Annotated in this window: 22 protein-coding genes; 3 read left to right on the plus strand and 19 right to left on the minus strand. The window is 34.0% G+C overall.

Annotation, left to right across the window (positions count from 1 at the left end; genetic code table 11):
• The first annotated feature begins 5 nt into the window (after positions 1–5).
• The gene (locus ACM55F_RS03875) at positions 6–1,445 is read left to right on the plus strand and encodes a rubredoxin (RefSeq protein WP_416852389.1); all 1,440 of its coding nucleotides are present in this window, start codon (positions 6–8) and stop codon (positions 1,443–1,445) included.
• 32 nt (positions 1,446–1,477) lie between these two features.
• A complete protein-coding gene (locus ACM55F_RS03880) occupies positions 1,478–2,026 on the plus strand; it encodes an acyl-CoA thioesterase (RefSeq protein WP_416852390.1) in 549 nt (182 codons plus the stop codon).
• A gap of 130 nt (positions 2,027–2,156) precedes the next feature.
• Here ACM55F_RS03880 and ACM55F_RS03885 read toward each other — a convergent pair whose 3' ends face one another.
• Positions 2,157–2,759, minus strand: a complete 603-nt coding sequence (locus ACM55F_RS03885; RefSeq protein ID WP_416852391.1) for a hypothetical protein — start codon at positions 2,757–2,759, stop codon at positions 2,157–2,159.
• Positions 2,760–3,101: 342 nt separating this feature from the next.
• Between ACM55F_RS03885 and katG the strand changes: the two genes are divergently transcribed.
• Entirely contained in the window at positions 3,102–5,321 is a 2,220-nt protein-coding gene (katG, locus tag ACM55F_RS03890) for a catalase/peroxidase HPI (protein WP_416852392.1), read from the plus strand.
• Positions 5,322–6,035: 714 nt separating this feature from the next.
• Here the strand turns inward: katG and ACM55F_RS03895 are convergent.
• The 18 genes from ACM55F_RS03895 to rocD all read right to left on the minus strand — a co-directional run bounded on the left by ACM55F_RS03895 (position 6,036) and on the right by rocD (position 23,257).
• Positions 6,036–6,383, minus strand: a complete 348-nt coding sequence (locus tag ACM55F_RS03895) for a hypothetical protein (protein WP_416852393.1) — start codon at positions 6,381–6,383, stop codon at positions 6,036–6,038.
• Entirely contained in the window at positions 6,380–7,180 is an 801-nt protein-coding gene (locus ACM55F_RS03900; protein ID WP_416852394.1) for a type II toxin-antitoxin system antitoxin SocA domain-containing protein, read from the minus strand. Before ACM55F_RS03900 ends, ACM55F_RS03895 begins: the two co-directional genes overlap by 4 nt.
• Positions 7,181–7,847: 667 nt before the next feature.
• Positions 7,848–8,927 (minus strand): S1 family peptidase, encoded by a 1,080-nt coding sequence (locus ACM55F_RS03905; RefSeq protein ID WP_416852395.1) that lies wholly within the window; start codon positions 8,925–8,927, stop codon positions 7,848–7,850.
• 15 nt (positions 8,928–8,942) lie between these two features.
• Positions 8,943–9,428 (minus strand): hypothetical protein, encoded by a 486-nt coding sequence (locus ACM55F_RS03910; protein WP_416852396.1) that lies wholly within the window; start codon positions 9,426–9,428, stop codon positions 8,943–8,945.
• Between the two features lie 301 nt (positions 9,429–9,729).
• Positions 9,730–10,686 (minus strand): S1C family serine protease, encoded by a 957-nt coding sequence (locus ACM55F_RS03915; protein ID WP_416852397.1) that lies wholly within the window; start codon positions 10,684–10,686, stop codon positions 9,730–9,732.
• A gap of 161 nt (positions 10,687–10,847) precedes the next feature.
• Positions 10,848–11,591, minus strand: a complete 744-nt coding sequence (locus ACM55F_RS03920) for a hypothetical protein (protein WP_416852398.1) — start codon at positions 11,589–11,591, stop codon at positions 10,848–10,850.
• 186 nt (positions 11,592–11,777) lie between these two features.
• On the minus strand, positions 11,778–12,995 hold the full coding sequence (locus ACM55F_RS03925; RefSeq protein ID WP_416852399.1) for a hypothetical protein: 1,218 nt from the start codon (positions 12,993–12,995) through the stop codon (positions 11,778–11,780).
• A 413-nt stretch (positions 12,996–13,408) separates the two neighbouring features.
• On the minus strand, positions 13,409–14,416 hold the full coding sequence (gene moaA / locus ACM55F_RS03930; RefSeq protein ID WP_416852400.1) for a GTP 3',8-cyclase MoaA: 1,008 nt from the start codon (positions 14,414–14,416) through the stop codon (positions 13,409–13,411).
• Positions 14,403–15,317: a bifunctional molybdenum cofactor biosynthesis protein MoaC/MoaB gene (moaCB, locus tag ACM55F_RS03935; RefSeq protein WP_416852401.1), complete on the minus strand. Its 915-nt coding sequence runs from the start codon at positions 15,315–15,317 to the stop codon at positions 14,403–14,405. Before moaCB ends, moaA begins: the two co-directional genes overlap by 14 nt.
• Complete coding sequence (locus tag ACM55F_RS03940) at positions 15,318–15,755, minus strand: molybdenum cofactor biosynthesis protein MoaE (RefSeq protein WP_039107939.1); 438 nt, start codon at positions 15,753–15,755, stop codon at positions 15,318–15,320.
• Between the two features lie 18 nt (positions 15,756–15,773).
• A complete protein-coding gene (gene moeB, locus ACM55F_RS03945; RefSeq protein ID WP_416852402.1) occupies positions 15,774–16,853 on the minus strand; it encodes a molybdopterin-synthase adenylyltransferase MoeB in 1,080 nt (359 codons plus the stop codon).
• A gap of 405 nt (positions 16,854–17,258) precedes the next feature.
• On the minus strand, positions 17,259–17,495 hold the full coding sequence (locus tag ACM55F_RS03950) for a MoaD/ThiS family protein (RefSeq protein ID WP_416835611.1): 237 nt from the start codon (positions 17,493–17,495) through the stop codon (positions 17,259–17,261).
• Positions 17,492–18,289, minus strand: coding sequence for a uroporphyrinogen-III C-methyltransferase (cobA, locus tag ACM55F_RS03955; RefSeq protein ID WP_416852403.1), 798 nt, complete (start codon positions 18,287–18,289; stop codon positions 17,492–17,494). Before cobA ends, ACM55F_RS03950 begins: the two co-directional genes overlap by 4 nt.
• A 5-nt stretch (positions 18,290–18,294) precedes the next feature.
• On the minus strand, positions 18,295–18,858 hold the full coding sequence (locus ACM55F_RS03960) for a molybdenum cofactor guanylyltransferase (RefSeq protein ID WP_416852404.1): 564 nt from the start codon (positions 18,856–18,858) through the stop codon (positions 18,295–18,297).
• Positions 18,859–18,876: 18 nt separating this feature from the next.
• Entirely contained in the window at positions 18,877–19,620 is a 744-nt protein-coding gene (locus ACM55F_RS03965) for a sulfite exporter TauE/SafE family protein (protein WP_416852405.1), read from the minus strand.
• A gap of 10 nt (positions 19,621–19,630) precedes the next feature.
• Complete coding sequence (locus ACM55F_RS03970) at positions 19,631–20,803, minus strand: molybdopterin molybdotransferase MoeA (RefSeq protein WP_416852406.1); 1,173 nt, start codon at positions 20,801–20,803, stop codon at positions 19,631–19,633.
• Positions 20,804–21,033: 230 nt separating this feature from the next.
• Entirely contained in the window at positions 21,034–21,996 is a 963-nt protein-coding gene (rocF, locus tag ACM55F_RS03975; protein WP_416852407.1) for an arginase, read from the minus strand.
• Between the two features lie 10 nt (positions 21,997–22,006).
• Complete coding sequence (gene rocD, locus ACM55F_RS03980) at positions 22,007–23,257, minus strand: ornithine--oxo-acid transaminase (protein ID WP_416852408.1); 1,251 nt, start codon at positions 23,255–23,257, stop codon at positions 22,007–22,009.
• Positions 23,258–23,445: the final 188 nt, after the last annotated feature.

Raw genomic sequence — 23,445 nt, forward strand, 5'->3', positions numbered from 1 at the left:
AAATTATGGAATTGACAAGACTAATAGTAAAAGGAGGCGTGATTTCACCAGGTGAATTGCGAGTAATTGTAAATATGGCTTTAGAACAAGGATTGGATGCAATTTCTTTTGGTTCTCGACAAGACATTATATTTCCTAAAGGCTTCACTCCTATTGAAAAGGAAAAAACAGGCAAGAACCATTTTGTTTATCCCAATGAAAAAAGCGGAAACAACATTGTTTCTTCCTATGTATCTACAGATATTTTTAGAAATACCCCTTGGCTTACGGGAAATAAGTTTTTATATATTTTAGAACAATTTAAAGATCAACCCAAGCTAAAAGTAAACATCACCGATCCAAAACAACAGTTAGTTCCTTTATTTACAGGACACATCAACTTTATTGCTTCGGATCATGAAGATTATTGGTTTCTCTATATCCGTTTGCCAAAATGGGATAAAATGGAAATGTATCCCGTACTGATTTACAGTTGGAATATCGCCGAAGTATATTATGCCATTGAAAAAATACTGGAAGAAGAACCTGATTCTGTAGACATGATTTTTCAATTGGTCAGCGATGCTTTAGACACTAATAACAGAACCATTGACAAACCTTTAAACATTCCTTTCTATCCATTTCCTTACTATGAAGGAATGAATAAATTAGGTATCGATCAATATTGGTTGGGATTGTATTGGAGAAATAATCTATACGATTTAGACTTTTTAAAAGAAATGTGCGATTTATGTTTTGATTGCAAAATTGGTAAAATATGTATCACGCCATGGAAATCCTTTATTGTAAAAGGGATTCCAAAGGAACGAAAATTAGATTGGGAAAAATTCTTGGGCAAAAAAGGAATTAACGTTCGTCACTCGCTATTGGAACTTAACTGGCACTTACCGGTTGCGATGGAGTGGGCCTTGAATCTCAAAACTTTTCTGGTTCGAACGCTCGATCAATTTGACATCAGCACCTATGGACTTACCTTTGGTATATCAGAATACAATCGTGAAGGACATTATTTCACTTCGATTGTAGTCGAAAAAAATGAGTTACCAAAAGACTTAGAATCCATCAAAATTAGAGATACCTATAATGTTTTGTACGCCAAAAATTTTGATCCAAATACCAAAGAATATATTGTTCATACACAAGATGTAGACAAACTGGAGCTACCGACTATTTTGATTGAATTGAGTAGAAAATATTTTGAGGAATTAGGAAATCTAATTGTTGAAGTACCTAAAACAGCCAACAAAAAAGAAAAAGCTGCACAAGATATCCATCAATGTCCGGAATGTTTGACGATATACAATTCAGAATTTGGCGATGTCATTCAAGGAATTGAAAAAGGAGTTTTATTTAAAGATTTGCCCGAAGACTACTGTTGTTCTTTATGTGGATCTCCAAAAATAAATTTTATAGTTTTGACCGGAGAAAAACTGAACACTATATAAAAAGCCTTTTACAAACATAAATAATACATTAAATGAACACTACTTTCAAAACGGTAAGTTCCTCACATATCACCATTTCGGAATTAATGCTGCCTTCGCACACTAATTTTAGTGGCAAAATTCATGGAGGTTATATCTTATCCTTACTCGATCAAATTGCTTTTGCTTGTGCTTCAAGATTTTCAGGAAATTATTGCGTAACGGCTTCTGTAGATACGGTGAATTTCTTGAAACCTATTGAAGTGGGTGAATTAGTAACCATGAAAGCCAGCGTAAATTACGTGGGAACGAGTTCTATGATTATTGGCATTCGTGTAGAAGCAGAAAATATTCAAACCGGAGTTATAAAACATTGTAATTCGTCTTATTTTACTATGGTTTCCAAAGATAAAGAAGGAAAAAATGCCCCTGTTCCGGGATTAATCCTTACGAATTTGAAAGAAGTGAGTCGGTTTCAAAACTGCGTCAAACAAATTGCTTTGAAAAAAGAAAGAGAATATCAAAAGAGCATTTCTACTTTTGGATCTATAGAAAATATTTTGAGCTTAAATCAGTATAATGTGAAGGTGGAGTTGCAGTAATAATTAAAATAGTAACGTTTTAAAGGCTTTGGGAGTAAGTTAAATTTCTTTAGGCTAAAGCTTTTAATTCAAGTAAAAGACCAACTTCAAATAAAAAACTAATACCCAAATCTCTTTTAGCCATTGTATTTTATGAAATCCAAGTTTGTTTAACTTTATATACAATCCATTTTTTATTATTTTTTTTGATATAAACTGAATATCCTAAGCCACATTTACCACCACAAGAATAGCTAACATTCAAAACTCCATTTTCTTTTTTGTGGTTAAATTGAATTCTTGAAAAAGACATTACTCCAGCAAATTTGGGATATTTTACTCCCCAGTTTTGATATTCTTCAATTTTAGGAAGTTCAGAAAAATGTTTAAAAATGAATTTATTGTTACTGTATTTTTTTAAATCTGTTTTCATACTTATTAATCCTTCATTATCAATTGCGATTATAAGATTTAAAGTGTCTTTTTTTAAAATTTCTCTTTTTAGTTCACAATCTACTTCTCTCTGATATTGTCCAGTTGTATCTCTTCCAATCCATTTTCCATCTTTATCATATAATAATTTAGGACTCACTTCTGGAAAAAGTGTATAAAGTCTTTTGTCCTTATAAGTTAAATCTACTACATTTAGAAAAATTTGATCAAATACATTTTGTTCAAATTCTAAAACAGAATTTCTTTTTTCACAACTAAGTGAAAAAATTAATAAAAAAAGTATGATGTATTTTCTATTCATGTTTTTTATATAAACACCAACTTCTACGTATTCCGCTACATTATAGCGCATATCTACACTAATTTAGGTCGCTTTGCGCCATAAAACGGCTTTTTGGTTTCGCTAATTTATGCTATTATTTCTTATAATAAGACAAATACCCTATCTGGATATCAAAACCATAAGAGTTCAGGTTTGATATCCAGAAACTCTGATTTTCTTTTAATTCAGTAATTTCAATACGTTGATTGCATAACGGATAATAGTTACCGTTATAGTTTTTATCTATTAATAAAATATTTTTGATAAGTAGAAAACAATTAAATTAGCATTAAAGTTTAAAAACAAAAAATCAATCATATTATGGAAAACAACAACAATGAAAACTCATCAGAGAGCAAGTGTCCGTTTTCAGGAGGGGCTTCAAAACAAACTGCCGGATCTGGAACGAGAAACAATGACTGGTGGCCAAATCAATTGAAATTAAGCATCCTTCGCCAACATTCATCCCTAACCAATCCTATGGGCGAGGAATTCAACTATGCAGAGGAGTTCAAGAGTCTCGATCTAAATGCAGTAAAAAAAGACCTCTTTGATTTAATGACTACTTCTCAAGAATGGTGGCCAGCAGATTTTGGTCACTACGGACCGTTCTTCATTCGTATGGCGTGGCACAGTGCAGGTACGTATCGTATCGCTGATGGCCGCGGTGGTGCAGGTTTCGGTACACAACGATTTGCGCCGCTGAACAGTTGGCCTGACAATGCAAATCTCGATAAAGCTCGTTTACTGCTATGGCCAATCAAACAGAAATATGGGAAGAAAATTTCATGGGCTGACCTGATGATTCTTACCGGAAACTGTGCCCTTGAGTCGATGGGCTTCAAGACTTTTGGTTTTGCCGGCGGACGTGCTGATGTTTGGGAGCCAGCAGAAGACATCTATTGGGGTTCTGAAGGAAAGTGGTTGGATGACAAGCGCTACACGGGTGACCGTGAACTAGAAAACCCTCTTGCTGCCGTCCAAATGGGGCTTATCTATGTGAATCCTGAAGGACCTAACGGAAATCCTGATCCAGTTGGGTCTGCGCGTGACATTCGGGAAACTTTTGCCCGTATGGCGATGAATGACGAAGAAACTGTTGCACTTATTGCCGGTGGACATACGTTCGGGAAAACCCATGGTGCTGCCGATCCAAACCAATATGTAGGTGCAGAACCTGCAGCTGCGAGTATTGAGGAGCAAGGCTGCGGCTGGAAAAATACGTTTGGTAGCGGAAATGGAGAAGACACCATTACCAGCGGGCTTGAAGGTGCTTGGACTACTACACCTACAAAGTGGAGTAACAATTACTTCGAAAACCTGTTCGGATTCGAATGGGAACTATCGAAGAGTCCGGCTGGTGCGCATCAATGGAAACCGAAAGCTGGCGCAGGTGCCGGTACCGTTCCGGATGCACATAATCCGTCAAAGAGTCATGCGCCAACGATGCTTACGGCTGATCTTGCCTTGAGAGCAGATCCTATTTACGAACCCATTTCAAGATATTTCCACGAGAATCCTGATAAGTTTGCAGATGCCTTTGGTCGTGCCTGGTTCAAGTTGACACACCGCGATATGGGTCCAATAGCACGCTATCTTGGACCAGAAGTACCTACGGAAGAATTAATCTGGCAAGATCCTGTTCCTGCCGTTACGCATCAACTAATTGATGACAATGACATCGCTACACTTAAGGCAAAAATATTGGAGACAGGACTAACTGTTTCCCAACTGGTGACTACCGCTTGGGCATCGGCCTCAACGTTCCGTGGCTCCGATAAACGTGGTGGCGCAAACGGTGCTCGTATTAGATTGGCACCTCAAAAGGACTGGAAAGTTAACAATCCTGGTCAACTGGCAAAAGTGCTGGAAACACTTGGTGACATTCAAACAGCATTCAACAACGCTCAGTCTGGTGGTAAACTGGTTTCAATTGCTGACTTGATCGTTTTAGGCGGTAGTGCTGGTATTGAGAAAGCAGCACAGCAAGCCGGTCAGGATCTGAAAGTTCCTTTTACACCCGGAAGAACCGATGCATCGCAAGAACAAACTGATGTAGAATCATTTGCAGTCCTAGAACCTGAAGCTGACGGTTTCCGCAATTACGCTAAGACTAAATATACGGTATCAGCTGAGGAAATGTTGGTGGATAAGGCGCAACTGCTTACCTTGACAACTCCAGAGATGGCCGTTCTTGTTGGTGGTTTGCGTGTTCTAAATGCCAACTTTGACCAATCTCAAAACGGTGTTTTCACGAAGCGTCCAGAAGTGCTAACCAACGATTTCTTTGTAAACCTACTCGATTTGGGTACGACTTGGAAAGCTGCTTCGGAAACTGATGATTTGTTTATAGGTACTGATCGTAAAACAGGCGGATTGAAGTGGATTGGAACTCGTGTTGATCTTATTTTTGGTTCGAACTCTGAGCTTAGAGCTATCGCTGAAGTCTATGGAAGTGCCGATTCTCAAGATAAATTCGTAAAAGACTTTATTGCAGTCTGGACTAAGGTGATGAATTTAGACCGTTTCGACTTGGTTTAATTATAAACCTTGCATTATATAGTAATAAGGTGGTCTGTAACGGACCACCTTTTTTGTTTTCCATTTGATCTGTTATTCATTATATCATTGCTCGTGTCCGACAAAGGAGGAATCTCAAACCAAATGCGATATCGCTATTTTTTAAAAATTTAGGTTCAGGGCACAAGCAGAAAGTTCCTGTAAACTGGGCGGTTATCTTCAGGAGCAGAATGATCGGCGTTTTCAAGAACGAAACCTCCTGCTGTCCGCTGTATCTCTTCGCTACGCTACGAGGATGCCGCTTCCATCAGGGCTAAAAATCACGAACCTTTTTCATAATGACATTTCCACAATCTGGCCATTACGAGGAAGCAATCACACTTAAATAGGCCTCTCAAAAGTAAGAACTAACTACAAAAAACTCTTTATGGAAAAAGCTTATAATTGGTTTATGAACCGCGTTACAAACGTTACGTTTTGTACCTATAATTAAAATAGGTACCAGAGAAGTGGACAAACGAGCGCCAGTGGATTTTTATTATTAACCTGAGTCGATTATTAAAGTATTGATTTTCATCACCGTTTATAATCCTGCAAGGTTTCCAAAACCTTGTAGGTATCATTTTTAGATTTACATACCTACAAGGTAAAAAAAGACCTTGCAGGAAAGCCAGTTAACCGCAAATTAATGATATACAATTTATTAGTGGTAAAATAATAATCGAATTTAGATTATTATTCAAAACAATTGACAATTCGCTCTCTGTCCTCATTTTCCTTATCGTTTTTATGATATATTTCAATAAAAACAATCCTATTATCGTCCTTGAAATAAGCATAAACCAAACGCAATCCAGAATTAACTCCTTTACCTTTTAACGATTTACAGGCTATTTTTTTTACTTTAATCACACAACTTTCAATTCCTAAATTATCAATTCTAAAACTGAAAGGTGGTCTCGCATCAGGTAAAATTTCCAAAACTTTTTTCACAACTTTTATATCGTCATTTAAAGTCTTATACTTTTTCAACAGCGTTTTTAAATCTTTCTTAAATGGCTCAATTTCTTCAAATAAAATCATAATTCGATATCCTCTTCATAATTCCTTACTGAAAAAGGAGGTTCTCTATAAAAAGCCAATTCATAATTAATATCTTCTCCCTCTTTTGAAGCCATCCAAGGAATGTCTTTATGCGAATAATTACTAACCGCAGCAGCTGACCAATCACTCATCTGTTCAATAACCCTATCAATTATTTCTTTCTCACTGGCTTTTAATGTTGTTAAATCAGCTTTCTCTAATGGCAAATAGCGTGTTTGAGGAAAACCATGATATTCTGATTTTATACGTTGTATTTGATTAGAATCAATCATTTGATTAATAATGGTATCCAAATTTTGTGGTACTGGCCCAAAAGGTAATTTTCTGTAATTTGCTCCGGTAAGGTGTTCTTCATATAATTCATAATAATTAAAATCAGAAAAATACAATAACTTGTATAAAACAGTTTCACCAACGTTTGGCTTACCGGCACATCTTTCCAAGATATACAATAGCACATTCTTAAACTTCCCTATTTGTAAAGAAGGAACCGATACTCTATCACTGACCGTTTTTGGTTTTTCAGCATCTTCTGAAATAATAATTCCACCGGTTGTAAAGCCTTCAGACATAAAATCGTCCAACGAAAAACCAAGCACATGAGCAAACTTTTGTAACTCTATACTATTTATGCTTCTTTTGCCCAATTCTATTTGCGTTAAAGAAGGTCTGGATATTCCAACAATTTTTGCTAAGTCTTCCTGTGAAAGTTGTTTTTTCTTTCTTAACTCAACAATACGCTGTCCAATTTGAATTTGTGAAATTTGAAAAATCATGATTTTTGAGAAGTTCGTTTGTCGCTACAAAAATACAAGATGTTTTAATAGCAAACAATTTTATGTTTTAATTTAAAACAAATTTAAAATACTAAACTGAAATGTGATCTCTCCTTCGTCGAGATGACAAACTTTCTTGACAAAAAATACTAAATCATGCGCGTTTTTTCATTGCTACGCCAGTTCGCTATCGCTCGTGTCCGACAAAGGAGGAAACTCAAACCAAATGCGATATCGCTATTTTTTAAAAATTTAGTTTCAAGACACAAGCAGAAAGTTCCTGTAAACTGGACGGTTATCTTTAGGAGCAGAACAATTGGCATTTTCAAGAACGAAACCACCTGCTGTCCGCTGTATTTCTTCGCTACGCTACTAGGTAATTGTGAAAACAATTCGACCATTAGGGCTAAAAATCACGAACTTTTTTCATAATAACATTTCCACAATCTGGTCATTGCGACGAACTACCTGTTCGCCGGGGCGAAAGCAATCGCAATTAATAAACCTCTCAAAAGTAAGAACTACTACAAAATACTCTTTATGGAAAAGCTTATAATTGGTTCATGAACCGCGTTACAAACGCTACGTTTTGTACCTATAATTAAAGTATGTACTCGTTGAAAACGAGCACCAGGCAGAGTTTGTTTTCCTTTTCATTCATAAAATCTTATTCTTCGTAAAATTTTTTCACTTCGTTTACTGGAACGCCAAAGCTAAAACTTTGACTATTTGTGATTTTTGCAAAATTAACCCCAATCAAATTTCCCCATTTATCAACAATTGGACTGCCACTTGAACCTTCTAATGTCGGAATTGTATATAAAATTCTTTCTCCATCATTTTCTTGACTTATTTTGCCACTTGTAAATTGAGATTTAATTCCTTGTTTTGTGTTTGCTAACGAAAAACCACGATTGAAACCTATCATAAAAACGTCCTCGTTTATTTTTATTGGATTTTTTATGTTTCTTTCTTTATTTTTCTCTGGGTTTTCAACGATGTTTGGATTATTGTCTTTAAAATTGAAAATGAAATTTGGTTTAGTATTAAATGATTTACTTTTTGTTTGCATAAGAGCTAAATCAATTTTTTCATTTTCTGAAGTTTTTACAACTACACACTCTTGTAAATCATCAAATTCAGTTACGTGAGTATCATTATAAGCTATACCTAATTTGTGAATTATTAATTTTGAAGTTGAATTAGATAAATCAATATTTTCAATTCGTTGGTATAAATCTGCTAAAAAGTTTTTTTTATCAATCACTAAATCATAACGTTTTTCATAATTCTGTTTTTCATAGTAATCCAATTGGTCATAATATTGATAATAAGTAGATTTTATTTGGTCAATTGTATCATTGTACATTTTAACATCATACAAAATAGTTGATTTTGCTTTTTCATAAAAATTCATTAATTCTATTTTGTAATTTTCGTCTTTATGATTTACAACATGATTATTTGTAATGATTTCGCCTTTTTCAGAAATAACAAATCCTGTTCCTGTGGAAAAGGATAGATTATTGAGAACTTCTTCTTTTGAGAAGAAAAGTTTTTTTTCTGAACTTGGTGAATAATAATAGGTTGTATTGCCCGAATAAACTTCATAATAATATTGGCTAGCAATTAATACAACACTACTCTTATATTTTTCAAAAATTTTTTCAGGTGCTTCTGGTTCGATAATTTTATTACAAGAAACACAAAAAAATATTAGCATAGAAACACAAAAAAATTTGATCATATGTTTTATTTTAAATTAATTAGAGTATCTATTTAAGTCTAAAGTACCCTCCATATAGCCTTTATAAACTAAAACATCTAAATTTTCTAGAATAATTTTAATTTTAAACGTTACACCTTGTGGCTTATATATTTTTATTAATTCGACTGTTGCAGTACCTTTTTTTGTGTTATAGCTATTAATGTATCTCCATCTAAAGTAAAAAATATCAGCTTCGAAGTTCTCATACGTTTCTTTTAATTTTTTATGCTCAGTATTGTATAGCCTTCCAAAACTTTGGGTATCATTTTTTTTCCAAACATTTGCCATATATAAATTGTCGTCATTATTCGTATAAAAAACTAAATAACCTCTTTGGTCAAGAATTGTTTCAGTTATATCATTACCGTTATCTGTGGCATCTGAAATAATAAATTTCGATAGTGTTTCTTGTGTATTATTCTGTCCAAATGTTATAATAGGAAATAATATTAATAGAATCCCAACAATTATTTTTCTCATAGTATTTTACATTATTATTTATATTCAATTATTTTCCATTATTATAAATTACTAAATGTGACTTTTCTGAAAAAATATATGAAACGTTACAAAGGTTAAATATAAAATTTTAACTTTCCTTATAGAAAACCGTAATTTCGTCATTTTTTTCGGTAAAATTGCCTACAAAGTCTTGCTACTAGGCGATGTAGTGGGTTTACAATTCCTTGTTTTTACTGTTTTTCGCCGAAAACAAGTACAAAACCAACTTCAAATTATGCCAAAACCCGCCATATTGCCAAACTGCTATTAGCGGTAGATTTTAATTGTATTCAATGTCATTAATATTTATCCAACCTTTAGTAATTTGGTTTCTATTATTTTTGAAAATAACATATATGAAGCCATTCCTACTTTCTATAATATTTCCTCCGTCACCTTTAACAATATATGCATTTCTTTTTGAAGAAATATCAGGGTAATTATGAAAATAGGCTTTTTCACTATTAACAATAAAAAAATCATTACTATTATTAATTGCATTTACTTCTTCTTCAAAATTTAATTGATTAATGTTAATTGCAAAATTTATATTTGCTTCTCCTAATCCAGATGTGGTTATACCTACAACTTCACTTTTGCTATTAAATAATGGACCACCACTGCTTCCGTGAGTAATTTCTGTTGTTGTTTGTATTAATTTACTTTCGCTTCTATAGCCAGAAATTATTCCTTTTGAAAGAGTTTGATTTAAACCTCTAGGATTGCCAATAGTGAAACATTCTTCACCTATTTTTGGATTTATTGAGCAAATTTTTAGTGGATTTATAAATTCATTTTTTAAATCAATTTTAAAGATTATATAATCATTTTCTTCATCATATTTAATAATATCTAGTAGAGAATACTTATTACCATTACTATTCTCAAGAATTGCTTTTTTTACATTTTTGAATACGTGAAAATTACTCACACAAGTACCTTTGTTGTCAACTAAAAAAGCAGTTCCTTGAAATGTTTCAAAATCATTTGAAGTGTAAACAACAAAAATTGAACTTTTAAGTTTTTCATATTGTGTACTTAAATCTAAAGAATTTTCAGAATTTACATTAACTGAATCTAGTAAGTTTTTATAGTTTTCTGCAACTTTTAAAGAATCTTGTTTTCCTTTGATCTTTAAAGTCTCTATTTCTGAAATGGCTTTCTCAAGTTTATCCTCTGTTTCTGCATTTTTGCAGGAAATAAATATCAAAAAAAAATAAAAGTATATTTTCTTCATTTTTTGTTTTTTAAATTTACCGCTAAACGTTTGGTTGCTTGGCGATGTGGCGGATTAAGTAAGCCTAAACTTTCGGTTAAACACTAATTTTTCAAGTACAAAACCAACTTCAAATTAAGCCCAAAACCGCCATATTGCCAAGCGGTGATTAGTGGCTGGCTTTATTTTTTTTCAAGAACTTCGTCCTTAATTTTTTGTTTCTCTTTAATTTCTTCTTCATATGATTTCATATTAAAAATTCTGTCATAACTCTCAAGTAAAGCAAAGAATTTATATCCATTTTCAGAAGTCTGAATAATATAAGTATTTATGTTTCCTTCTGCATTATTTTCAATAGATGGAACTTTTTCACATAGTCCAAAAGACATCAATTCTGGTCCTAAATTATAATGCAAAAAATCTCCTTCATCAGTTGGATGATTCCAACCAATTCCAAAATTAAATTGTGGAATAAATAATCTAAAAGCAGTTAATAAATCTAATTCTTTTAATCCAACTTGATATTGCATATGATTTGGAAGTTCTATGTAATTAGTTAATAGAACATTATTCAAGTCTCCAAATCTATAATTACCAACAATTTTAGTTAAATAGTATTTTTCACTTTTCTTTTTGTTTTGAAAATATTTTAGATATATAAAATAGATAATAAGAATTGTTAGTGTAATAAGAATTAAAATGTAAAGTTGAATTTCTAATTGAAGAAAATTTACAAAAAAATCACTAATAGATTTACCATCTAAAAATTTTACTATTATTGCACTCAAAATTGGTAATGATACCAAAATCCCTGTTGCAATTAATTGACTAAAAACAGAATCTTCCCAAAATCTTAAAATAATATTTCTTGATTCAGCTTTAGTAGTTTCTTCTTTGGATATTTTAATAAATTTGTTTTCTTCCATTTATCTCATTTTTTCGATTTCTGCGGACAGTTTGCCACTAACGTCCTAGTATTACAGAGGGTTTGGGATTAAATTAAGCCAATTAATCGGATTTGCCAACATCCCAAATACAAAACCAACTTTCCATTAAGCCAATTGCCCAAATCCGTTATAGGAGTAGCTGTTGGCAGATGGCGTTTTTGTCTTTTATTTAGGGAAATGATATAACAATATTTCAAGTTGTATAATTTTTTGTGAGTCTTGAGGCAATGAAAACTCATAACTCAAAGACGTATCATATTTTTGCTTTACTAATCTTTTAAAATTCGGATGATTTAATATTTCTGTTTTTAAGGTTTCTATTATAGATGTAAGTTCTTTTTGGTTAACAAAAATCATTAATGCAGTTTTGGAATCTCTATGTGTCAAATAACCAAGTAATTGATTAATTCCTTCTGAAAAATGTTTTTGTCCTCTCCAAAACTTGCATTCAGCTACAAATAAATTTGTATTGTCTTTTGCAAACTTTAATAAAATGTCTGTTTTTCCGTCTTTATTAAATGCTTCTCCTATGCCACTAGTAGATTCGTATCTAGTTTCAAGAAATAACAAAAAAATATCTCGTAAATCTTCTTCGTGTTTTTCAATATAAATTGATGGCTTTCTCTCAATTGCTTTTCCAACATTATATAACACTTCTTTAATGTCATTATAAACTTCTTCTTGTAAAATTGGAATAATTTCTTTTTTTACGTTTTTTGATATTTCTGATACAGGAATAGGAATAGTTTTTTTTGCAATAGGTGTTGGAATCATAAAATCATTAGATTTTGGATTGACCTTTAAGCCAATACTTTCCATAAAATCTAGTTTTTTTGAAACTAAACCTTTTCTTTTTTCAAGATATTGTTTTATTAATGTCTCTACTGAATCGTTCCAAGGTGAAATTTCTATATTTAATCTTGGAATATTAGCAGATAATTCACTTTTAAGTTTTGAAATTTCTGCTTCATACTTTGAAGTCTCCAAATCTTCAAGAATTATAGTTGCACTAATAAAATTGTTTGAATTTATAGTTACATTTTTACTTTTATCTATATATACTGATGTTGAAGTCGATGGATAGCAATTGAATAAGTAACTATCGCCGTCAAATGCAATTGAAATCTTTATTTCATATATTTTTTGCACGTAATTATCTCCCCATTCATTTCTTCTATTTCGAGTAGTTTCAATAGGTTTAGTCGGAATTACTTCGTTTATTTTTAGAGGTTCAATTTTGTAGATTCTATTTAAACGTACAATTAAATCGACAATATTTGTTGATTCAGTAATTTCAAGTTTATCAATTTCTGCAATTAGCTTTTCTCTTTTTTCATCAATATAATGAACAATAAAAACTTTATTAAAAATATTTCCCATCATTTTCTATTCTGTTTTTCTATTTTCGCACGCTTTCTGCCAACTATTATATAGGTCTGACCCCCTAAATTGGGTAGATAGGTCTGACAAGTTTTAGTGTTTATTTATTTTCAAATATATGACTTAATACCGAAAATACTTATAAAAACTAATTAAGCTTTATATCTTTTTCAAAAATAATTCCTTCTTGATTGTAAACTTTACGGGAAACCTCATTAACGTTCTTTTTTTTGCACAAAATCCCTAGCCCCGGTAGCAGTGAAAACCAAATGCAGGAGGAAAACCACTTTTTCTGGTGGTGGCAGAGCGAATCCAGACACTTCGGGAGGGAGCTCCTGCCAGCGCCTAGAAAAAGGGTTTGAGACCAAATGGGTTGTAACGAATAACGGGATTAGCTTCTAAAAAAAAGTGGGATATTAACCGCCAATCGCAATCATGCTGCGGTTATCTTGATTCAAAGCGGGATTGTTCACATCCTCGATAGTAGTCATTCCTGCCCGTACTTTCTTTTTGTTTTTAATGGCAAAAGCAATCAGGTCTTCTAACGCTTCGCCATTTCTGAAAGGCGTCAGTAAATCTGTTTCGGAGTTGGAGAACAGACAGTTTTTTATTTTCCCGTTTGCTGTAAGGCGAATTCTGTTGCAACCGTCACAAAAAGGATTGGTTATCGAACTGATAATCCCAAAACTTCCCAAGTAGTTTTTTATTTTGAATTCTCTGGCGGTAAAGTTTTTATCGTCTTCTAATTTCTCTACATGGGATTCCGGGAAATGATGTTGCACCTGATCCAGAATTTCATTTTGAGAAACCATTTTGCTTCTGTCCCACTCATTTCCTGCAAAAGGCATGAATTCTATAAACCGAATCGAAATCGGTAAAAACTCGGTGAGTTTAATAAAATCAATGATTTCATCGTCATTGAATCCTTTTATCAAAACCACATTTACCTTGATTTTGAAATCATTATTCAGCAATAAATGTAAATTATCAATTACACTCTGAAACTGGTTTCTAAGCGTAATCGAATGGAATTTGGAAGCCACCAAAGTATCTAAACTCAAGTTGATTTTTCTAACGTTAAACTCCTTTAAAACGTCTATATATTTGTTAATCAGAATTCCGTTTGTAGTAATGGAAATCTCGGTTTGAAGAGAAGCCAGTTTGGCTATAATTTCAGGGAAATCTTTTCTTAATAACGGTTCCCCGCCGGTAAGTCTTATTTTGTCAACACCATTATTGACGAATGTTTGGGCGATGGCATAAATTTCATCAGCCGTCATCAAGCTCGCTTTTGGACTTAATACAATTCCATCGGCTGGCATGCAATAGGTACAACGCAAATTGCATTTCTCAATTAAGGAAATACGCAAATAGTTGTGTTTACGTCCAAAATCATCCGTTAAAACAGCATTATTTGGTGTCATGATTTTTGCCTTTTAAAATATGAAAAACATGCAGCACATGAGGAAATATCGCATCCATGGATTCCTTTGCGCCATTGGTTGAACCTGGCAAAGCCAATACCAAAGAATTCCCTAAAGTTCCTGCAACTGTTCTGGAAAGCATCGAATACGGCATGCGCTGTTGCCCATAACTGCGGATTGCTTCCTCAATTCCCGGAATTCTGGTTTCTAATAACGGTTCCAATGCTTGCGGCGTAACATCTCTTGGCGAAAGCCCAGTTCCTCCGGTAAAAATGATCAATTGATTTTCTTTTGCGAAAGCTTTAGTTCGCTCTTGAATCACATCAATTTCATCAGGTATAATTTCGTAATGCGTAGTTTCGACTCCGCTAATTTCCAGTTTTTCGACAATGATTTTACCGGAACGGTCTTGTTTGTCTCCTGCAAAAATTGAATCGGAACAAACGAAAACCGCCGCTTTAATTGCGGATGGAAATCTATTTTTGAAAGACGATTTCCCGCCTTCCTTGCTGATTAATTTAATCGTCGAAATCTCAATGTTTTTATCGATTGGTTTCAGCATATCATACATTGTCAGCGCCACAATCGAAGCACCGTGCATGGCCTCGACCTCAACTCCGGTTTTGTAAACCGTTTTCACTTTGAAGATAATATCAATGCTTAATTCGTTGATTTCGTATTCTACCGATGTAAATTCAATTGGAATAGGATGGCAATCCGGAATGGATAAATGCGTGTTTTTCACCGCAAACAACCCGGCAGTTTTTGCCATTTCCAGTACGTTTCCTTTTGGAACCAGATTATTTACAACGGCATCAATTGTGGCTTGAAGACTCACAATTACTGTTGCTTTTGCTGTCGCTGTTCGGAGCGTACTTATTTTATGTGTGATATCAACCATTTATAACGTGTTTTTCTTCCAGGTAAAAGTACTGTTTTCAAATATTTCTTTACCAAAAATAGGTACGTCTGTTTTAATCCAATTCACAATCGTTTCCGTGGCTTCATACACTTGCTTTCTTCTGGTTGCCGAAACAAAGACAAACAAACAGATTTCTCCTGCTTTAACCACGCCCAAACTGTGATAAATATGCATGCAAATCAAATCGAATTGTGCGAAAGCTTTCTCTCTAATCACGTTCAGTGCTTCGTCAGCCATTTCTTCGTAAGCGGTGTAATCAATTGCAGCTACGGTTTGCCCATCAATTGCATCGGCTCTCACTTGACCCAAAAAAATATTGTGTGCACCAATAGTGGTTTTCGATTGGTGTTTCGCAATCGACTGCCCTATAAATTCCGAAGAAATTGGTCCCTGAATGAAAACAGTTTTCTTACTCATGATCTTTATTTTTATATTTTAGGAAACAGAAACAGTATCTTTATGCAGTATTTCATTCAATGCTTTAGCGCCACCGGCAATACTTTTGGCATTCGTAAAATTATTATTTCTAAGGATTTCCACTGCCTTTTTACTTCTAATTCCGGATTGACAAAAAACAAATAGCGTTGCATTAGCATCCAGTTGATGCAAGGTTGCTTCTAAACGGTCTAACGAAATTTGAAGGCCATTTTTGATTGTTATTTTTGGATACTCCTCTGAATTTCGAACATCAAGAAAAAGGACTTCCGGATGATGCATTTGTTCCAATGCAAGAGCAGCACTGATTTCAATTGTTGCACTTTCAACTGAGGTGTATTTATTTTCGAAAGCTACTGTATCGATCGTGTTTGTGTCTGTTTTTGAAAAATCATACTTCTGTTGTTCGTTATTCAACATATTATAAACCAATAATTTCCCAGACAACAACTCCCCTATTCCTAAAACCATTTTCAATACTTCATTGGCCTGAAACATACCGATGATTCCAACCGATATTCCCATAACACCTGCATCATTACAGTTCCTAACTTCGTTAGCTTCCTCTGGAAACAAACAACGGTATGTAGGTCCGTTTTCATAATTAAAAATAGAAACCTGTCCTTCAAATTTATAAATAGAACCGTAAACAAACGGTTTATTGGTTACGCAACACGCATCATTAATCAAATATTTAGTATTCAGATTATCCGTGGCATCAACCATAATATCGTACTGCTCGAATAACGAAATTGCATTTTTCGCGTCTAATTTTTCAGTGATTGCATTTATTTTTATAGAAGGATTGAGTTCCAAAGCCATTGCTGCCGCCTCAAGAACTTTACTTTTCCCCACCGAACTGCTTTTGTAAATCACTTGGCGCTGCAAATTGCTCACTTCGATTCTATCGTCGTCAATAATACCAATTTCCCCTATTCCGGCTGCAGCCAAATACGGTAAAACAGCCGCACCCAATCCGCCGGCACCAATGATCAAGACTTTGGCTTGTTGCAGTTTTTGCTGCCCATTAATACCCACTTCAGGAAGTATAATTTGTCGGTTGTATCGTGCTGTTTCCATAAATTTAGGTTTAAAACAAACGTTGTAATTATTCAGTAACCACAACTATTTATTTAATTTTTCCACAAAGACACGAAGGCTCAAAGTTTTTTTAGATTTATTGAAGAATCACTACTGTCTAATTCCTTTTTCTTAGTGTCTTTGCGCCTTAGCGGCAATATATTATCAAAAGCCTTAGTTGTTTTTTAAATCTTAAATCAAAAATCGTTAATCAGCAATCAAAAATCTATTGAATTTTGCCACAAAGGCACGAAGGCTCAAAGTTTTTTTTAGATTTATTGAAGAATCACTACTTTCTAATTCTTTTTCCTTAATGTCTTTGCGCCTTAGCGGCAATATATTATCAAAAGCCTTAGTTGTTTTTTAAATCTTAAATCAAAAATCGTTAATCAGCAATCAAAAATCCTAACCTCCGGCAAATGGCGGTAATAAAGCAACAATATCATTGCTTTTCAGAATATAATTTGCTGTATCCTGTACTATTTTTTGATTAATTGCAACACTAAAAGAAAGTTGATTTAATTGGTACTTTTGCTCTAATGATGCTAATAATTGATGTAAAGGTAAATCAGAAAAAGAAATTTCTTCTCCTTGACTTTTGGTTTTTTCGGCTATGGCGCCAAAATATTTTACTGCAATCATGCCGTTAAATTTAAGTTTTGAAAAATAAACTCATCCTCGGATAATTCCTCTTGAAAATAAGTCGTTAATTTTGAAGCATTTCGCACCACTTCACCAATGACAATAATTGCAGGAGACGAAAGTTGGTGCTCTTCGACTAATTTCGTTATTGAACTTATGGTTCCAATCACTTTTTTCTCCGTGTCTTTTGTTCCATTTTGAATGATGGCAACAGGCAAATCATCGGTTCTATTGTTTTGATAAATCGAAATAATTTCGTCCAATTTATTCATTCCCATCAAGATAACCACTGTGGCTGATGATTGAGAAGCCAAAGATACGTCTTTTGATAATTTATGATCCGAAGTAGTTCCAGTAATTACCCAGAAACTTTCGGCTACTCTTCTTTGTGTTAAACTGATTCCATTAGACGCCGGCACACCTAAAGCAGATGAAATTCCAGGAACAATAGCGGTTTCTAAATCAAATTTTTGAGCATATTCTATTTCTTCGCTTCCTCTTCCAAAAACAAATGGATCGCCGCCTTTCAAACGAACGACATGACCAAAACGTTTTGCCATCGACACAATCAATTCATTAATTTGATCTTGACTGTACGCGTGACAACCAAAACGCTTTCCAACAAAAATAATTTCTGCATGCGTCGCATACTGCAATAAATCTTCATTTACAAGCGCATCATACAAAACAACATCAGCACTTTCCAATGCTTTAATTGCTTTTAAAGTGATTAACTCTACATCTCCGGGACCTGCCCCTACGATTGTCAATTTTGGTGTATTTGAATTTTTCATTTTAACTAGAATAAATTGGTATTCAATTCGTTTAACTCGGCAACAGAATTTATATTTTTAAACAGATGTCTTTTGGCATCCGTAATCGGAATCAATTGATGTTTTACATTTGAAATGAAGCGCATCATTTTCAAATCATTATCATCAATTGCCTTTTTTAAAACAGGTATTACTGTTCTAGAATAAATTCCTATCAAAGGATGAATCCGATCATTATCTTTAAAAACAGAAACATCAAAATTTGTACCATGCTTTTCAATCAATTCCAATAGTATTTCGGTAGAAATTAATGGAATGTCGCAACTTAATATCAAATTCATTTCAGTTTCTGAATGAACCAGCGCGGTATATATTCCGCCCAAAGGTCCTTTATCTGCTATTATATCTTTTATTTTTTTGTATGCTAAATAATCGTAATCGTTTGTATTGGTAATCAATTGAATGTTACTTGATATTGGCAAAACCGCTTCTATGATATGCTCGATAAAAGGTTTGTTTTGGCACAATACCAAACCTTTTTCCGACTGCATTCGGCTACTTTTTCCTCCACAAAGAATCGATACTTGCATACTTTATAATTTATTGATTTAAACAATCAACTTCACACTCGCTAGTAGGATTACCGTTGCCAACACATATTTCAACACTTTATTGGAAAAATATCCGCTACCATAATAGGCTCCTAACATCCCTCCGAAAACAGCTATTGGAACTAAATAAAAACTTTCTGTTGGAAACGTTTTGTCTCCCATAAAATAGCCCGAAAGTCCTGCAATAGAATTCGCCAGAATAAATAAACTTGAAATGGCTGCTGTTTCTTTTAACGTTGCCCAACCCAATAATAAAATGATTGGACTCAGGATAACGCCACCACCAATACCTAACATTCCGGATAACAAACCTATTCCAAAACCTATTCCCATAGCTAGCGGAATATTTATTTTAGTGCTTTCTGTTTCTTTCGAATTAAAAAAACCGAACAATCGCAACGCTGCCAAAATCAATACGATTCCTAATAATATTTTATAAAAACTATTTTCTAACGGAATCATCCCGCCAATAAAAGCCGCCGGTACCGAAGTTATCGCGAAAGGATAAAACAGTTTGGGTTTGAAGAAATCTTTTTTATAATAAAAGAAAAAAGAAATTCCTGAAACAAACAAATTAAGCAATAAGGCAGAAGGTTTCATCACCGAAACAGGGAATGCAAAAATCGCCATCAATGCCAAATATCCCGAAGCGCCACCGTGTCCCACGCTGGAATACAAAAACGCAACCACCGCTAATAATACGCCGAATAAAATCAAAAAATCATTATTTACTATTGACATCTTTACTCTATTAATTAAGTGGTATAACCAGTACTTCCTGATTTTTTTCAATATTTACGGCATCATAAGGCAAATAAATTAAAGCATTCGCTACTGCAAAAGTATTCAGCATGGCTGAACTTTGACTCTCTAAAACCGTAACTTTTTCATCATCACACAACCCTTTCAAAAATAAGGTTTTTCCAGTTATATTTTCAAATTGGGCAGTTATTTTCCGTTTGATTTTTGGCAAATGAATAGACTCAAAACCCATATTTATTTTTAGCGCCGGATGAACATAAATGTAAAAACTGGCCAAAGTCGAAGCTGGATTTCCAGGCAAGGCAAAAACTATCGTTTTGTCTTTTTTTCCAAAAAACAACGGTTTTCCGGGCTTCTGATTAATTTTATAAAATAACTCTTCTACCCCATTGAATAAAAGCGCTTCTTTGACAAAATCATAATCACCAACCGAAATTCCGCCCGAAACAAGCACAACATCAAAAGCAGCAAGACAGCTTTTTATAATTCTTTTTGTAGCCTTCAAATTATCCTTTACCCGGAATGTTTCAATTTTTTTAATCCCAATTCCCTGCAAAGCAGCTTCAAGCATAATAGAGTTACTTTCGTAAATCTTTCCTTCAGTTAATTTTTTGCCCACTTTTACCAATTCGTTCCCTGTAACAACAATGGCTACTTTAGGTTTGGCATAAACTGTTATTTCCGTAATTCCCAAACAAGCTAAAAAACCAATAGCTGCAGGGGTAATCACCGTATTATTTTCAAGTACAAGTTCGTTTTCTTTTATTTGCTCGCCTTTGCTTCTAACATTCGCAAAACGGGCAGGCATTTTAGTAATTTCGACCGTTTTATTTTTAACCGTAGTATGTTCCTGCATGACAACCGTATCCAAATTATCCGGAACATACGCTCCAGTGAATATGCGTATTGCCTGATCTTTTTTTATTTTTTTATTCGAAAAATCACCCGCTTGTGAAGTGCTAACCACGTTAAACTGTTGCAATTCACCATGCATAAAAGCGTAACCATCCATCGCTGATTGACGGAAAGGCGGCATATCCATTGGGGAATAAATTGCTTCCGCCAAAACAAAACCAAGTGATTTTGCCACTTTAATTTTTCTGATAGGCATCTTGCAACTATTTTCTGCAATAATCGATAAGGCTTGGTCCACTTGTATCATACGATTTTGAATAAAACTAAGTAAAAATACTTATTGCAAATATACGTAAATATGTGAAGTTGAACCAACAATTAACTATAATTGCATGCAAAATGAATATAGCAAGATTTAAACCGTTTTATTTATTAAAAAATGAACAAAGCAATACCAAATCTGTAAAATCCGTAAAAAAGAAATCCCAAAATCTATCTAGATTTTGGGATTTCCTATACTAATTCAATATTTAAAACTTATTCAATAGGTAAAATCAGTGTTGAAGTAACAGCCTCCAAAACTTCAAAAGCCGTTTCTGCCATCTTATTTCCTTTAGTATCCAAAAGTGGATTTACTTCCACAAATTCGAGGCAAACCACCTTTTTACTTTCGATAATCTGATTAATAATGGCAATGACCTCGTATTGATCAAATCCTTTTGGTACCGGCGTTCCCGTCCCGTATGAAATCATATCACAGTCCATGGAATCCACATCAAAAGAAATATAAATCATATCACAATTCGTTAGCTCTGCCAAAGCCTCCGTCACACAAGTTTGAAGTCCTCTATAACGTACTTCGTGAACTTTATAATTTCGAATATGCAACTTTTCAATCTGCTTATCTTCGGCTTCTTCGGTATCGCGAACACCAAAATAAATAACATCTTCTGCCATTACTTTAGCACCTTCACTACCGATATTTTTCATTTTCTCCCAATGCTGTTGGGTTTCAAGAGGCACTTCATTGTTCTGGCAACTTAAATTATCGTCTGCAAGAGCCGCCGATAATGGCATACCGTGAATATTTCCCGAAGGCGATGTATAAGGCGAATGCAAATCAGCATGGGCATCAATCCAAATCACTCCTAAGGTCTGTTCCGGATAAGCCGCTTTTATACCACTTATAGTTCCCAGTGCCGAGGAATGATCTCCTGATAAAACTATGGGGAAATAATTCTGTTCCAGATTTTTCTTTACAGCATTACAAACTCTGGTGCACTGCTCCACAACGTGCTCAATTCTTTTGGCAGAAGTGCTTCGGTTTTTATCATAAATGGATTCGTTATGCGTTTTCACATCTTCAAACTCAAATTGATTAAAATAGTCGCTGTCTTGATTAATTGCGGCTATTTCGATAGCATCAATCCCTAAATCCGAACCTCGGGTTCCTGCACCGATATCAGACCGGTTTTTGATTAATTTTATTGCTTTTTCCATGACAATTAAATTATCTGAAATCATTTAATGCTCTTTCGATAATTCCAAGACACTCATGAATTTGAGTTTCAGTAATAACTAATGGCGGTGCCAAACGTATTTTATTTCCATGTGTAGGTTTTGCCAATAAACCGTATTCACTGAATTTCATGCAAATATCCCAAGCCAAATCGGAGTCTTCATCACAATTAATAACAATCGCATTAAGCAATCCTTTTCCACGAACCAATGTAATTAGAGGATTTCTGGAAGCAATTTCGTTAAGTCCCGTTCTTAAAACAACGCCTAAATAAGCTGCATTTTGTGATAAGTTTTCATCACGAACCACTTCAAGTGCTGCAATGGCAACAGCAGCTGCAACTGGATTCCCTCCAAAAGTAGAACCGTGCTGACCAGGTTTGATGACATTCATAACCGCATTATTCGCCAAAACTGCCGAAACTGGATAAACGCCACCCGAAATCGCTTTTCCTAAAATTAAAATATCTGGTTGAACATTTTCATGATGCACGGCTAATAATTTTCCGGTACGTGCAATTCCTGTTTGTACTTCATCAGCGATAAACAATGCATTGTATTGTTCGCAAAGCGCTTTGGCTTTCGCCAAATAACCGTCGGTAGGAACATAAACTCCGGCTTCTCCTTGAATAGGTTCCACTAAAAAGCCAGCGATATTATTAGTTGATTTTAAAGCATTTTCCAATGCTTCAATATCATCATAAGGTATTTTGATAAATCCTGCTGTGAAAGGACCAAAACTTTTACGCGCATTTTCATCATTCGAAAACGAAATAATCGTAGTCGTTCTTCCGTGAAAATTATTCTCACAAACAATGATTTGTGCTTGATTTTCAGGAATTCCTTTTACTTCATACGCCCATTTTCTACAGATTTTCAAAGCGGTTTCCACTGCTTCGGCACCAGTATTCATTGGTAAAACTTTATCGAAACCAAAATATTCAGTTATAAATTCTTCGTAAGGTCCTAATTGATCGTTATAAAAAGCACGTGAAGTCAACGTCAATGTTTGCGCTTGTTTTACCATTGCACCAACAATTTTTGGATGACAATGCCCTTGATTTACCGCCGAATAAGCCGACAAGAAATCATAATATTTTTTTCCGTCTACGTCCCAAACATACACGCCTTCCCCTTTTTCTAAAACTACCGGTAAAGGATGGTAATTATGAGCGCCATACTTATTTTCTTTTTCTATAAATGCTTCAGATTTTGAAGAAAGTGCTTGATGTGATTGTTCCATGACTTGTTATTTATTAAAAATTTTAAACAAAAATATAGAATATTTTTTATTTTACAACAAAAAATGATATTTTTGACTTATTTTTTATTTAAAAAAATAAATAATCACTTTTATTTACACGATATTAAGTCATTTTACAATAATTATTTTTCTTTTTATTTCAACTGGATGAGAAATAATAGTTACTT

It is taken from the genome of Flavobacterium melibiosi (assembly GCF_048158545.1).
Classification (GTDB): domain Bacteria; phylum Bacteroidota; class Bacteroidia; order Flavobacteriales; family Flavobacteriaceae; genus Flavobacterium; species Flavobacterium melibiosi.

Coding starts and splice junctions, on each gene's coding strand:
- ACM55F_RS03960 (WP_416852404.1), bottom strand. CDS start 18,858: ATGCAAGTATCGATTCTTTGTGGAGGAAAAAGTAGCCGAATGCAGTCG.
- ACM55F_RS03905 (WP_416852395.1), bottom strand. CDS start 8,927: ATGATCAAATTTTTTTGTGTTTCTATGCTAATATTTTTTTGTGTTTCT.
- ACM55F_RS03970 (WP_416852406.1), bottom strand. CDS start 20,803: ATGATACAAGTGGACCAAGCCTTATCGATTATTGCAGAAAATAGTTGC.
- cobA (WP_416852403.1), bottom strand. CDS start 18,289: ATGAAAAATTCAAATACACCAAAATTGACAATCGTAGGGGCAGGTCCC.
- ACM55F_RS03900 (WP_416852394.1), bottom strand. CDS start 7,180: ATGATTTTTCAAATTTCACAAATTCAAATTGGACAGCGTATTGTTGAG.
- ACM55F_RS03895 (WP_416852393.1), bottom strand. CDS start 6,383: ATGATTTTATTTGAAGAAATTGAGCCATTTAAGAAAGATTTAAAAACG.
- moaA (WP_416852400.1), bottom strand. CDS start 14,416: ATGACACCAAATAATGCTGTTTTAACGGATGATTTTGGACGTAAACAC.
- rocD (WP_416852408.1), bottom strand. CDS start 23,257: ATGGAACAATCACATCAAGCACTTTCTTCAAAATCTGAAGCATTTATA.
- moaCB (WP_416852401.1), bottom strand. CDS start 15,317: ATGGTTGATATCACACATAAAATAAGTACGCTCCGAACAGCGACAGCA.
- rocF (WP_416852407.1), bottom strand. CDS start 21,996: ATGGAAAAAGCAATAAAATTAATCAAAAACCGGTCTGATATCGGTGCA.
- ACM55F_RS03885 (WP_416852391.1), bottom strand. CDS start 2,759: ATGAATAGAAAATACATCATACTTTTTTTATTAATTTTTTCACTTAGT.
- moeB (WP_416852402.1), bottom strand. CDS start 16,853: ATGGAAACAGCACGATACAACCGACAAATTATACTTCCTGAAGTGGGT.
- katG (WP_416852392.1), top strand. CDS start 3,102: ATGGAAAACAACAACAATGAAAACTCATCAGAGAGCAAGTGTCCGTTT.
- ACM55F_RS03915 (WP_416852397.1), bottom strand. CDS start 10,686: ATGAAGAAAATATACTTTTATTTTTTTTTGATATTTATTTCCTGCAAA.
- ACM55F_RS03940 (WP_039107939.1), bottom strand. CDS start 15,755: ATGAGTAAGAAAACTGTTTTCATTCAGGGACCAATTTCTTCGGAATTT.
- ACM55F_RS03965 (WP_416852405.1), bottom strand. CDS start 19,620: ATGTCAATAGTAAATAATGATTTTTTGATTTTATTCGGCGTATTATTA.
- ACM55F_RS03950 (WP_416835611.1), bottom strand. CDS start 17,495: ATGATTGCAGTAAAATATTTTGGCGCCATAGCCGAAAAAACCAAAAGT.
- ACM55F_RS03875 (WP_416852389.1), top strand. CDS start 6: ATGGAATTGACAAGACTAATAGTAAAAGGAGGCGTGATTTCACCAGGT.
- ACM55F_RS03910 (WP_416852396.1), bottom strand. CDS start 9,428: ATGAGAAAAATAATTGTTGGGATTCTATTAATATTATTTCCTATTATA.
- ACM55F_RS03880 (WP_416852390.1), top strand. CDS start 1,478: ATGAACACTACTTTCAAAACGGTAAGTTCCTCACATATCACCATTTCG.
- ACM55F_RS03920 (WP_416852398.1), bottom strand. CDS start 11,591: ATGGAAGAAAACAAATTTATTAAAATATCCAAAGAAGAAACTACTAAA.
- ACM55F_RS03925 (WP_416852399.1), bottom strand. CDS start 12,995: ATGATGGGAAATATTTTTAATAAAGTTTTTATTGTTCATTATATTGAT.